This is a genomic window from Pontibacter sp. LHS1, from assembly GCF_058932855.1.
On the sequence record NZ_JBZYWF010000001.1, the window covers coordinates 80701 to 93601 of the forward strand.

General features: G+C 49.6%; 12 protein-coding genes and 1 riboswitch. Of the genes, 8 read left to right on the top strand and 4 right to left on the bottom strand.

From position 1 onward, the window contains the following. Positions 1 to 121: 121 nt before the first annotated feature. A riboswitch (SAM riboswitch) is annotated at positions 122 to 224 on the bottom strand. Between the two features lie 256 nt (positions 225 to 480). From AC5FXQ_RS00325 to AC5FXQ_RS00340, 4 genes are all read left to right on the top strand, one after another. Beyond that, entirely contained in the window at positions 481 to 1965 is a 1485-nt protein-coding gene (locus tag AC5FXQ_RS00325) for an SDR family oxidoreductase (RefSeq protein ID WP_493600521.1), read from the top strand. A 176-nt stretch (positions 1966 to 2141) separates the two neighbouring features. Next, positions 2142 to 3089, top strand: a complete 948-nt coding sequence (locus AC5FXQ_RS00330; RefSeq protein ID WP_493600522.1) for a phosphoribosylaminoimidazolesuccinocarboxamide synthase — start codon at positions 2142 to 2144, stop codon at positions 3087 to 3089. A 55-nt stretch (positions 3090 to 3144) separates the two neighbouring features. Next, positions 3145 to 3522: an STAS domain-containing protein gene (locus AC5FXQ_RS00335; RefSeq protein WP_007657896.1), complete on the top strand. Its 378-nt coding sequence runs from the start codon at positions 3145 to 3147 to the stop codon at positions 3520 to 3522. A 13-nt stretch (positions 3523 to 3535) separates the two neighbouring features. Continuing rightward, on the top strand, positions 3536 to 4453 hold the full coding sequence (locus AC5FXQ_RS00340; protein WP_493600523.1) for a ribonuclease Z: 918 nt from the start codon (positions 3536 to 3538) through the stop codon (positions 4451 to 4453). A gap of 17 nt (positions 4454 to 4470) precedes the next feature. Here the strand turns inward: AC5FXQ_RS00340 and AC5FXQ_RS00345 are convergent, their stop codons facing one another. Continuing rightward, entirely contained in the window at positions 4471 to 5073 is a 603-nt protein-coding gene (locus AC5FXQ_RS00345; RefSeq protein ID WP_493600524.1) for a hypothetical protein, read from the bottom strand. Between the two features lie 24 nt (positions 5074 to 5097). Beyond that, positions 5098 to 5895 (bottom strand): hypothetical protein, encoded by a 798-nt coding sequence (locus tag AC5FXQ_RS00350; protein WP_493600525.1) that lies wholly within the window; start codon positions 5893 to 5895, stop codon positions 5098 to 5100. Between the two features lie 247 nt (positions 5896 to 6142). Here AC5FXQ_RS00350 and AC5FXQ_RS00355 point away from each other — a divergent pair, with 247 nt between their 5' ends. From AC5FXQ_RS00355 to trpS, 4 genes are all read left to right on the top strand, one after another. Beyond that, the gene (locus AC5FXQ_RS00355; RefSeq protein ID WP_493600526.1) at positions 6143 to 6934 is read left to right on the top strand and encodes a queuosine precursor transporter; all 792 of its coding nucleotides are present in this window, start codon (positions 6143 to 6145) and stop codon (positions 6932 to 6934) included. 210 nt (positions 6935 to 7144) lie between these two features. After that, positions 7145 to 8056: an EamA family transporter gene (locus AC5FXQ_RS00360; RefSeq protein ID WP_493600527.1), complete on the top strand. Its 912-nt coding sequence runs from the start codon at positions 7145 to 7147 to the stop codon at positions 8054 to 8056. Positions 8057 to 8458: 402 nt separating this feature from the next. Beyond that, complete coding sequence (locus AC5FXQ_RS00365; protein ID WP_493600528.1) at positions 8459 to 9022, top strand: copper resistance protein NlpE N-terminal domain-containing protein; 564 nt, start codon at positions 8459 to 8461, stop codon at positions 9020 to 9022. A gap of 87 nt (positions 9023 to 9109) precedes the next feature. Further along, positions 9110 to 10084: a tryptophan--tRNA ligase gene (gene trpS, locus AC5FXQ_RS00370; RefSeq protein WP_493600529.1), complete on the top strand. Its 975-nt coding sequence runs from the start codon at positions 9110 to 9112 to the stop codon at positions 10082 to 10084. Between the two features lie 79 nt (positions 10085 to 10163). Here trpS and AC5FXQ_RS00375 read toward each other — a convergent pair whose 3' ends face one another. After that, on the bottom strand, positions 10164 to 11006 hold the full coding sequence (locus AC5FXQ_RS00375; RefSeq protein ID WP_493600530.1) for a sulfurtransferase: 843 nt from the start codon (positions 11004 to 11006) through the stop codon (positions 10164 to 10166). A gap of 130 nt (positions 11007 to 11136) precedes the next feature. Beyond that, complete coding sequence (locus AC5FXQ_RS00380; protein WP_493600531.1) at positions 11137 to 12462, bottom strand: S41 family peptidase; 1326 nt, start codon at positions 12460 to 12462, stop codon at positions 11137 to 11139. Positions 12463 to 12901 lie beyond the last annotated feature (439 nt).

Sequence of the window (12901 nt, forward strand, 5' to 3'; positions counted from 1 at the left end):
TGCACATGGGGCTACACATGACAGAAGCATGTGCAAAGGCATGAGAGTTCTGTGGCAGACTAACTGCCGAAAAAGAATGAAATAATTGCGTTGGCTTGGTTCCCTTTTCCATAACGTTATCAATTTATATGCTTCCGAACTTCCGGAATCAGGAATTAGCACCTTGCCTGAGGCTGGTTGCTAGCGCTTCACAGAGCCTGTCTCTCCACGCTTCTTTATAAATCGATACCCACAAAGGGATATCAGACTTGATGATGCAAACTTAGAGCAGCATTTCAAATAATCCAAATTTTTATTTCAAATTATTTTTATTTCACCGAATAAGGCAATTTTATAGAACTGCTTATCAGTGACTTATATACTTTATTATAACCACTACCTATACCTGTTGATTTACTGTCTTTGAATAAGTATAATTGCCTGCGCATAACAATACGAAGCTATACCTGTTGTGCTGCTAGAGACTATCTGACAGACCTGATGAAAATACTCCTGACCGGCGCAAACGGCTATATTGGCAAGCGACTCCTGCCCGCGTTGGTAGAGGCACAGCACGAGGTAGTTTGCCTTGTCCGGGATCCGAGGCGCTTTGAGATAGCAGACAGTCTGCAGGACAAGGTGCAGGTGGTCAAAGGAGACCTGCTCAAGCCGGATAGTTTACGCAACCTACCGCGCGATATCGAGGCTGCCTACTACCTGGTGCACTCCATGGGTTCCGGCTCTGCGGACTTCGAGGCGGCCGAAGAAGCATCGGCTGCGAATTTTGTCAGCTACCTCAACACGACCAGTGCCCAGCAAGTAATCTACCTCAGCGGCATTGCCAACGACACACATTTATCCAAACACCTAACTTCCCGCCGACAGGTAGAGGATGTGCTGGCGCAGGGCAAAGCATCGCTCACCGTACTGCGGGCGGCCATTATCATCGGGTCGGGCAGCGCTTCTTTCGAGATCATCCGCGACCTGGTGGAGAAGCTGCCGGTGATGGTGACACCCCGGTGGCTCAAGTCACGCTGCCAACCCATTGCCATACGTGATGTCATGTTTTACCTGACTGCCGTATTGGGTCGCGGGGACTGCTACGGCAAACGCTTTGAGATCGGCGGGCCCGAGGTGCTCACTTACAAGCAAATGCTGCTGCAACTGGCCAGGGTCCGAAACCTGAAACGGCGCATCTATACCTTGCCAGTGCTCACGCCAAAGCTTTCCTCCTACTGGTTGTATTTTGTCACGAGTACCAACTACGCACTGGCACGCAGTCTGGTGGAGAGTCTGCGCAACGATGCGGTGGTGAAAGACAGCAGTATACAGCAGCTGATTCCGCACAAGTGCCTGCGCTACGAGAGCGCTCTTAATCTGGCTTTTACCAAGATGGAGCAAAACCTGGTAGTGTCGAGCTGGAAGGATGCACTGGTGAGCGGCAACATAAAGCTCAACTTCATGGATTTTGTACAAATACCAGAACACGGTGTACTTACCGATCGGCAGCGCATGCGCTTCGACAGAGCACCCGAGGAGGTGATGGATAACATTCTGCGCATTGGCGGTGAGCGTGGCTGGTATAAGACCGACTTCCTGTGGGGGATACGCGGTCTGCTCGACAAGCTAGTAGGCGGGGTTGGCCTGCAGCGCGGCCGTCGACACCCTTCAGATGTGCGTGCCGGCGATTCTATTGATTTTTGGCGCGTGCTGGCCGTTGACCATAAAACAGAGCGCCTGCTGCTTTACGCTGAAATGAAGTTACCTGGCGAAGCCTGGCTGCAATTCAGGATCTGCCGGGAGGCTGAAGGCAACTACCTCGAGCAACTGGCTGCTTTCCGGCCCGATGGCCTGGCCGGCAGGCTTTATTGGTATGCCATGCTGCCATTTCATTTTATCATTTTTAAAGGAATGGTGCACAACATCATTCATTACCGGGAGAAGGATACAGAAAAAATATTACCTCCAGCACAACATTCTAGATAATGTACAAACAATAGATTTCATAATATAAAACTATCACTATACTTAAGAGTATATAGCAGTGTCTGAACTCAGATAATCATCCTTTCGGAGAAGGCGTTTTACATTTATACTTATACCTATTAACTCGCACCGACAAAAAAATTTTAACTTTGCCTTTCTCTAACCCAACAGACCTAATGGAGGCCATAAAAGAAACTAACTTCTCCTTCGCCGGGCAAACCGGTTTTTATAGAGGCAAGGTGCGCGATGTTTATTATTTCGAGGACCGGCTGGCAGTCGTAGCCACTGACCGGATCTCGGCTTTTGACGTGGTGTTGCCGCGGGCTATACCTTATAAAGGACAGGTATTGAACCAAATAGCGAGCATAAACCTTAAATCTACTTCAGACCTTGTTCCCAATTGGGTGCTTTCGACACCAGACCCGAACGTGACGATCGGGTACCGTTGCGAACCCTACAAAGTGGAGATGGTGATCAGGGGTTATTTGGCTGGGCATGCCTGGCGCGAGTACAAGGCTGGCAAACGCAGCGTATGCGGTGTAGCGCTTCCGGAAGGGCTTCGTGAGAACGACAAATTGCCGGAGCCGATCATCACCCCGACGACCAAGGCTGACGAAGGACACGACGAGGATATTTCGCGTGAAGAAATTCTGGCAAAAGGCATTGTATCTGAGCAAGAATATATTAAATTAGAAGCTTATACCCGGGCACTCTTCGCGAGAGGCTCGGAACTGGCCGCAAAGCGCGGACTGATACTGGTGGATACCAAGTATGAGTTCGGCAGCTACAACGGCGAGGTATACCTGATTGACGAAATCCATACGCCGGACTCTTCGCGCTACTTTTACCTGGAAGGGTATGAAGCACGACAGCAAAACGGCGAGTCGCAGAAACAACTTTCAAAGGAGTTTGTGCGTCAGTGGCTGATTGAGAATGGTTTTCAGGGGAAAGAAGATCAGGCTATACCTGAAATGACAGATGAAGTAGTGAACAGTATTTCGGACCGATACATCGAACTTTACGAGGTTTTTACGGGCCAGCCTTTTCATAAGGAAAGTTACGATAATGTGCTCTCACGCATTGAGAATCACATAGTAGAAAACATTTTTAACGAGAAAAATTAGAATTATTAACGTGGATTTTGGTACATTCGCGTTTAAATCCTTTACTGGTAGATCTATGAAGTACACGATTGATAAGAAAGAAAACTACACGATTATCACGATAGATGAGAAGAAACTGGATACTTCAATCGCTCCGGATTTAAAATCTGAGTTCGTGAAATTGAATGCTGAAGGGATCACCAACCTGATTCTTGACCTCAACAACGTAAAATATACTGACTCTTCAGGCCTGAGCTCTATCCTGATCGCTAACAGACTTTGCAACTCGTCTAACGGTTTGCTTATTTTGACCAGCCTGCAGGACCACGTGATGAAGTTGATCACGATCTCTAAACTAGAGTCTGTGCTTAACATCCTTCCTACAGTGGAAGAGGCAATCGACCGCGTGTTTCTGCACGAGATCGAGCAGGACCTGACCAACAAGGAAGACTAGTTAAAACTACTTTGTGGATTTCGAACTCAGGATACTCGGTAGTTCGTCGGCCACACCCTCGGCAAACCGGCACCATACCGCCCAATTGCTGACCATAGACAATCAGCTTCATCTGATTGATTGCGGAGAAGGAACCCAAATGCAGCTGATGCTTTACAAGATAAAGCATCAGCGCATTTCTAATATCTACATCAGCCACCTGCACGGCGACCATTACTTTGGTCTGGCAGGCCTCCTCTCCACCATGCATTTGCAGGGTCGCCTACAGCCGCTGCACCTCTTCGGTCCTCCCGGCCTTTCTGAAATCCTCAGTCTTCAGCTCAAATACTCTGGCACCAACCTGTGCTACAAGCTTATTTTTCATGAGCTTGACACGACCAGCTACCGCAAAATTTACGAAGACAAGAAGATCACGGTGCATACCATCCCGATGGAGCACCGCATTCCATGCTGCGGTTTCCTGTTCCGCGAAAAGCCAAAGCCACGTCCGCTGATCAAAGAGAACCTGCCCGGCTTCCTGACTCCGCCACAGCTGGTGCGCCTGAAGTGGGGCGAGGACATACGCGACGAACAGGGGAATGTGCTGGTGCGCAACTCGGTGGTGACGCTGGAGCCGAAACGCAGCCGCAGTTATGCCTACTGCGCCGACAGCAGGTATAAGCCCGACCTGCTACCCTACCTGAAAGGTGTAGACTTGCTTTATCACGAAGCCACCTTTGCAGACGAGCTGCGCGAGCGGGCGCACTATACCTTCCATAGCACTGCACGACAGGCTGCTGAAATGGCCGCCGCCGCACAGGTGCGCCACTTGCTGTTAGGTCACTTCTCGGTGCGCTACAAAGATCTGACGCCCCTGCTCTCAGAGGCGCAGGAAGTATTCCCCAAAACCGATCTGGCAGTGGAAGGCAGCATTTTTTGTGTGCGTGAATAAGGTATAACTATACCTGGCTAGTGCGCCATTTGCGCTATTTTATCAAGTGGCAGACTGTTCGCCATTTTCAGGATATTATCCTCTTTTGCATTGTCGGCTTTTAAGGTCAGCAGCGTGTTCTGCAAGGGAATCTGCAATTCATAGCCAGCTGGAGCCCCTTCCATACCCTCTATTTTGTTCAGCACCGCTTTGTAGCCATGCACCTTCACCACCTTCTGACTTCCGTCGCCGGAATTGCCTATTAATGGCAAAGCCAATACAGCCTGCAACGAGTTGATCAGTGGTGAATTGTTAATAATATCCACTGTGACCTGATTGGTTGCTGGTCCGTAGCTGCGGTGCACATACAAGCCCATGCCTATACCTGCGCCACCTCCGGTCACGTCATCTTCTTTCAGGTTAGGGCTGCGATCCTCCATTTTGGCAGGCAGCATCTTGAGTATCTCTTTTCCTATTTCGGCATCAAGGCTGCGTAGCATTTGCTCCATGGCAAAACGTGAATTACTCAGATCACCTGAGGTATAAGAGTTTTTGGCCTCCGCCAAGCTTTTGCTGAAGTCCTGGCTATACGCTGCGACAGGTATGAGCGCGAGCAGGAATAGAGTGGCTATCGTTTTCATGTTGTTTTTCATCTTAAAGGCTTCTTACTTTTCACCCAGCATTTTCTTGATCCCATCAATGTCCACGGTGTTAGCCGCTGCCATCATCTCCGGCTCGTTTTTGAAGTTGACGCCCTCATACACCAGCAGCGACGATTGTCCCATGGGCACCGTCAGTTTGTACCCACTGGCATCATCATACTCGATCACAGCGCGATGCCCCTTTACTTTGGTCTGCTTCCAGTTCTGCTGCTCTCCTGACGTTTGGGTATAGCCACCGTTTGCCAGGTACATGTTTACAGCCGATAGCATCACCGAATTATTGGCCACCATCACCCGCAGTTCCTTCTCGTTATTGTCGGTATACTGGCGCATGATGGTCAGACCGGCCCATCCCCAGCCACTGCTGGCTACCTGCTCGACACTTTCGTCCTTGTTCAAACCGCTGATCGACTCCGGCAAGGACTTCAGTATCTTCTGCCCGATTTGAAGTTCTACTCCCAGCATGGCCTGCTGCACCGCATAACGGGCTTCGCCGTACGTACCGGCTTTAAAAGCTTTGTCAGCATCACCCAGGAATGCGTTTACATCAGGCGGTGTCGAAATCAGGCCTTCACCCCCTTTGTTTCTGGCCCGGCTTGTGCTGGAGTTACCAGCGGCTGTACTTGCATTAGGAGATCCACCGCCTATACCTGTTTTGTCCTCGATCGTTTTGTCCAGCGCTTTTTCGGCGATGTTGTTGGCTTTTTGTTTTAGCTTGTTGAGCATCCCGCCCTGTGCAAAGGCCTCTCCCGACCCAAAGCACAACAGCAGCAGCACAGCTCCTGTAAATAACTTTTTCATAGCAATAGGAATAAATTGAATTAGGAAATCAGCAAACACAAATTTAGCTTTTTACCAACATTAAATAAAACTATTTTTATAAATATTAGTAATCTGTATATTATATTTATTGAATGACAGGAAATATCTGGTAAAGGCACAGCGCAATGTTTTAGTTGGAGAATTGTCAGAAGTAAAGCTAAGGGCAGGGATATTTGATTTAGCGATCCATAACTTGTAAACTTGCTGTGATAAGAAAATCCGACCTATGGCGGCAGCCCCTTCCCTTGAGAAAAAACGCACCAACCTCTTCCTTGTCCTGAGTGGCATCTTCCTGGCCAATGCCCTTTTGGCTGAGCTGATCGGTGTGAAGATCTTTTCCGCGGAAGCACTCTTTGGTTTGCAGGGAGCACAGATTGGTATCATGGGCGAGAAGTTTGACTTCAACCTTACGGCTGGCGTTATCATCTGGCCTGTGGTGTTCGTAACCACCGATATCATCAACGAGTACTTTGGCAAAGAAGGCGTAAAAAAGGTCAGCATCCTGACCGTAGTCCTGATTTTGTACGCTTTCTTGGTGATTACCATCGTCACAGGGCTACCTCCTGCCGCGTTTTGGCTGGAGCTGAATAATCAGGATGCAGCGGGCAATCCCTTCAACATTGATTTCGCTTTCAATTCCATTTACCGGCAAGGGCTGGGTATTATCATCGGCTCGGTCGTGGCCTTTCTGGTTTCACAGTTTCTGGACGCAACAGTGTTTCACTGGCTGCGCAGCTTCACAGGCAGCAGCAAAATCTGGCTCCGGGCAACAGGCTCCACGCTGGTGTCGCAGCTGATCGACAGTGTGGTGGTGCTTTTTGTGGCCTTCTATCTTTTCGGAAACTGGCCCCTTTCGCTGGTCATGTCAGTGGCGGCGATCAATTATATCTATAAATTTTTCATAGCCGTTGCCCTCACGCCTTTGTTGTATGTAGCACACTATCTGATAGATGGTTACCTGGGCCGCCGCACCGCCGAAACCATGATAGAGGTTGCTGCTGAGGAGAGCAAGGAATAGCCTGTGTTACAAATAAATTTGCTTTTAAAAGAATTACAGCTTTATCTTTGCGGCCTTGCAAAACAAAATGGCTGCACACTTAGCACATACACAAATCTTCATTACGGGGTACGTCCTGCACGACCTCTAACAGTCCCCGCTTCCGCCATTTGGGTCTGACGGCCCACCCCTATACCTTATTTTTTACTGCTTATTTCAAAAGGGACATCTATGTTCAGAGGCATCCTTTTGGTATTTCTCGGAGCGTGCAGCTTCGGCATACTATCCACATTCGTAAAACTGGCCTACAAAGAAGGCTATACCTTGGGTGACGTCACCGGCACACAGGTCCTCTTTGGCTTTATCATACTCTGGAGCATCGTACTGGTGCGCCAGCTGATGGGGCGTCGCAGTTTTGGCGTTTCGGCCCTTGATAAACTCAAACTCGTGGCCATGGGTACCAGTACCGGCCTGGTAAGCATTTTCTATTACAAATGCGTGCAGGCGGTGCCAGCATCCATCGCCATCCTGCTGCTGATGCAGTTCACCTGGATGAGCCTGGTGCTGGAGGCGGTGATCAAGCGTAAAATGCCACAACTATCACAAGTAGTCATGGTGCTGCTGGTGCTGATCGGTACGGCCATGGCAGGCAGGCTGTTCTCAGGCGCTATACCTGATTTTGATCTGGCCGGTATCGGTTACGGATTGCTGGCGGCAGCCTGCTATTCGGTATTTCTGATGATAAACGGTGCGGCTGGTAACGACCTGCACCCTACCGCCAAAAGTGCCCTCTTGTTGACTGGCGCGACTATACTTGTGCTGAGCATCTTCCCTCCAGTGTTCCTGGTGAACGGGGCTTTGGGTGATGGACTACTGAAGTGGGGCTTACTGCTAGCCGTGTTCGGCACCGTCATTCCGCCACTGTTCTTCGCCTACGGCATACCGCGCACTGGCCTAGGCCTGAGTGCCATCCTGAGTTCGGCGGAGCTTCCGGTGGCGGTGGCCATGTCCTACCTCGTGCTGCAGGAAGAGGTATGGACGGTGCAGTGGCTGGGTGTGGCCTTGATATTATTGGCCATCGCGGTGAGCAACCTGAACAGGGTCTACCAATCGCAGAAAACTAAAAAGCTGGTATCAGCTTAAACTATACAAGATTGTTTTTTTTACTTAACCCGAGGAAGCCTATGATGTAATTAACTTTAAACTATAAGATTTGATTTGATTTTTTTGAATGACTGGGTGTCTGCTCTTAAGTGAAGCGCCTGGTCATTTGCTTTTTTAGGGGAATAGGTAGCACATTGCCCCCAAAATGATGCAATTTATACCTTAACTGTTCCCTCGCACCCAACTCCGCTGCCCTGCTTTCGTATCTCACATCCTGACCCATGGCAACTGGTTAACTGTCATGGCTTCTTCTTTGCTCCAGCACACAATAATTCACATTTGGCAACAGTTAAAACAGAAATAACCTATCCAAAAGTGTACTTCTGAAAAACTGGTATATTTTCTGATATGGTTCACCCTGAACGACAAACCCTACACGGCATGAGAACAATACTCGCACTTATCATCCTATTCACACTTACCCTTGCCCTGCAGCAAGTACAGGCGCAGTCTGGCAAAAGCTACCAGGAGTGGCTGGAGGAAAACCGTGGCGGAGGTAAAAAAGCAACTGCTAAAAAGGCTCCGGCAAAAGGCAAGTCCTCTTCAGCAAAAGCCGGCACCGCTAAGCCAGCAGAAGAAGCACCAACAGCAGCTCCTGCCCTTGCTCCTCCGAGCGGCACCTTTATGGGCACGATCGCCTGCAAGGACTGCCAGGGCATCAAAACAGAGCTCACCCTAAGCGGCGACTCCAAGGGATCCTTCACGATGAAGCAGGTATACATAGGCAAACCCGCCGACAAAAGCGTGGTCAGCAGCAGTGGCAAGTGGTTCCTGGCCAAAGGTAACAAGCAAAATCCTGACGCGGTGGTGCTGCAGCTTATACCTACCGCCGGCGACATCGACCCCATGTATTTTCTGCAGGTAAGCGACACAGAGGTGAAGTTGCTGAGCAATACACAGGACGAGATCAGCAACTCCAGAAATTACTCTCTCAAGAAACTTTAAAGCACCAGGTATAGAATTGTCATAGTCGGGCTAGGCGTGTTTTCAGCAATTTGCGTTATTTTGCAGCTGTAAACCATTTTCCCGACTATGGCACGATACCTTACGGGCATTCAGAGCACAGGCCGTCCACACTTGGGCAACCTGCTGGGTGCTATCCTCCCAGCCATCGAACTTTCGAAGGCATCCCAGGAACAGGCGCTTTACTTTATAGCCAACCTGCATTCCCTTACTACTATCCGCGATGCGCAAGTGCTGCGCCACAATACCTACTCGGTAGCCGCCGCCTGGCTGGCCTGTGGCTTTGATACCGATAAACATATTCTATACCGTCAGTCAGACGTACCGATGGTGACCGAACTGAACTGGTACCTCAACTGCTTCGCTCCTTTCCCGATGCTGGCCAATGCGCACTCGTTCAAGGACAAGTCAAGCCGCAGAGGACTTTCTGACGTGAATGCCGGTCTGTTCACCTACCCGGTGCTGATGGCGGCCGACATCCTGCTATATGACGCCAACATTGTACCGGTGGGCAAAGACCAGATCCAGCACCTGGAGATCACCCGCGACATTGCCAGTTCATTCAACCACATCTATGGTGAGACATTTGTACTGCCTGAGGCAAAGACGGATGAAACGGTAATGACTGTACCGGGCATCAACGGCGAGAAGATGAGCAAGTCCTATGGCAACATCATCGACATATTTGAGGCCGACAAGCCGCTGCGCAAAACGATCATGAGCATTGTGACGGACAGTACTGCGCTGGAGGACCCGAAAGATCCGGACGAAGACACGACCTTTAAACTTTACAGTCTGCTGGCCTCACCGGAAGAGATCCTGCAGATGCGCAACAATTACCTGAATGGCGGATACGGCTATGGCCATGCCAAACAGGCGTTGTATGAGCTGATCCTGCGTAAGTTTGCCAAGGAGCGTGAGCTGTTCAATTACTACATGAACAACCTGGCGGAAATAGACAAGAAACTGCTGGAAGGCGCTGAAAAAGCGAAAGCCATCGCCACACCGGTACTGGAGCGTGTGCGCCAGAAGCTTGGCTACTAAGAGCGCTATACCTGCCAAACAAGAAGCGGCTGCTGAATGGATTTCAGCAGCCGCTTCTTGTTTATAACTATATCTCTAATCAGGCCCCTGTTCCGATCGGGCGGTCGTTGCGTGACCATTCGCTCCAGGAACCTACATAAAGCGTTGGTATACCCAATCCCGCATAGTCCATGGCCAGCGCTGTATGGCAGGCCGTCACGCCGGAGCCGCAGTGCACCACCACATGCTCCGGATCCCGCTCGCCTATTGCCTGGCTATACTTGTCTCTCAAAGCCTCAGGCGACAAGTAGGTCCCGTCCTGGGCCAGATTACTTTGAAAAGAAATGTTGACAGCACCCGGAATATGCCCGGCCACCAGATCGATCGGTTCGGTCTCACCACGGTAGCGTGCTGCGTCACGCACGTCAATGACCACGTACTCCGGATCTTTTACAGCCTTTGCGACTTCCTCCATGGAGATGGTCGGCAGTTCCCATGCTTTGAACGGATATGGATCAACAGGCTTAGCCCGTTCCACTGCGCTGCTGACAGGTATACCGGCCGCTACAGCCGCCTGGTAGCCACCATCCAATACCTGCACCTGATCATGCCCCGTAGCCCGTAGCATCCACCAGAAGCGGGAGGCAGCATTCGCTCCGCTCATGTCATCATATACCACCACCTGGCTGTGAGTCGCTATACCTAGGCGGCCCAGCAGCCCGGCAAATCGATCAGGTTCCGGCAAGGGGTGACGGCCACCTTGTGCAGCATCAGCCTTTACATCAGCTAGGTCTTTGTCCAGGTCTACATGCAGGGCTCCGGCCAGATGCTCCTGTTCATATTTGGCGCGGCCATTGGACCCGGAGCGGGCGTCGATCAGAACCAGGTTGGTATTGTCTCGCAGTACAGAAGACAGTTCAGTTGCGTTCAGGATTGGTTGCATATGTGAGGGCTTATCAGGTATAACATGATGGCAGATGGAAGATAGCTAAAAGTTCAGACGAGAAAAATTTCCGCATGTGAAATACTGCCGGAGTAGGATAATCATCTGCGGTATACCTGCGATAACGGAATCAATTGGAGCGTGCAAACTCACTAAAGGAGCTGCTTGCATGTAATTCCAGCAGCTTTCTCACATTGCCTGACGCATCTTTTACCATTTCAATGCGCAGGTGAGGAAGCCCGTCGATGCGGAAAATGGTATCAGTGATCGGAATCAGTCTTCGCTGTGCTTTGCCTTTTTGCTGGTAATAAAGCTCGTTTCCCTGCAGACTGACAAGTCTTTCTCCATACCTGCCGGCATACTTCGACATCACATTCTTATCTAACTGCACAGGCTGCAGTTCACTTTTTACATGCTGCAGTTCCCATTCCAGCAAAGCTCTGTCTTGTGCGTCAGTACTGGCCAAAAGCAGTTTGTTTAGCGCCAACTCCTGCGCCTGTAGCAGTGCCTTGTCAGCCTCGGTTTTAATATCGGGCACCACACCGGTTCCTTCCCAATTGGTTTGGGTAATGGCATTGACTGATCGGGCAACAGGTATATCCAGTACAAGCTGATCGTTCACGATGAAGGGCTGTACAGGGTGTGCGCCACCGGCCGTTGTCTCGCCCACTATCGTCGCCCTTTTAAGTGACTGCAGGTTGTAGGTCAGTTCTTCGGCCGCAGAAAAGGTGCTGCTGCTGGTGAGTACGTACAGATCAGTTTTTGGCATTCGCTTTCCATCCACCTCTGCCAGGGTATGATACGCTTTAGTGGTATTGCGCGGGCGATCGTAGATGCTGTTGTAGTGAATCGGCTTCTCATCAAAAAAGTAGCTTATCACCAGTTGCACCATTTCAGGATGCCCGCCTCCGTTGTAGCGCAAATCGAATATAACCGCATCCGTGTTAGCGATAAATGCCATTGCTGCTGCTACTGTCTGGCGAGCTTGCTCACTGACCGGGAAAAACTGGGTGAAGTTGATGTAGCCAATGTTGCCAGGCAGGCGCTCCACCTTTGTAAAGCCAAAATTATTGCGCTCCGCCATCCGCAGGTGCTCCTGCATTACCTCCGGTCCAGGCTCTGAGGCAGATTTCCAGCTTTTCAGCATTACGACAAGTCCCGGGTTATATTTCAGATTTAAGTGTCCGTCGCGATGTGCTTTTTGGAGGTCGTTGGATAGCGTTTTTGCGAATTGTTCGTAGTTATTGATTTGATCGTATGCCTTCTGTATGTGTTGAGATTGGATGTACTTACCCATCCCTTTTGCCTTGTCCGGGAAGATATAGTTTTGCGCTAACAGTTCAGTAACCCGCTCTACAACCTTTTCTTTTTCAGCTGCCGTAATTGTAACCTGCTGCTGTGCAATGGCGCCGTAGCAGAGAAGATACATAAAGAATATAACTAAGCACTTTTTCATACGCGGCATTATACTTTAGAGCCATATCGATACAACATCAGACAAATGCCGGTCTTGAAAATTAATGAAGCATTTCGGGGCATTCTGTAGCAAATCTGACAAAGAATCATCAGAAACGAAATCTAAACTATCGTCTAATACTACTGAATACTAATAATATAGCTATTTGTTGCTTCCAGAAAACAGCCCCTTTATCACATTAGGCAGCAGGCAGATATAAAGCACAAAAAACCGCTTTACACTCTTGTAATTCAAGTGTAAAGCGGTTTTAAGTATGAATCTAAAACAGCTCAGATTTTATACCTGCTCATTGTACTTTTTCAGACCGGCATACATCATTCTGCTTTTCAGCATCACCCAACCCGTCAGCACTTTTACCATTCCACTCATGCCCTTATATGCGGATGCGTATTTAATAGCTTTAACAGGAGAACTTCTA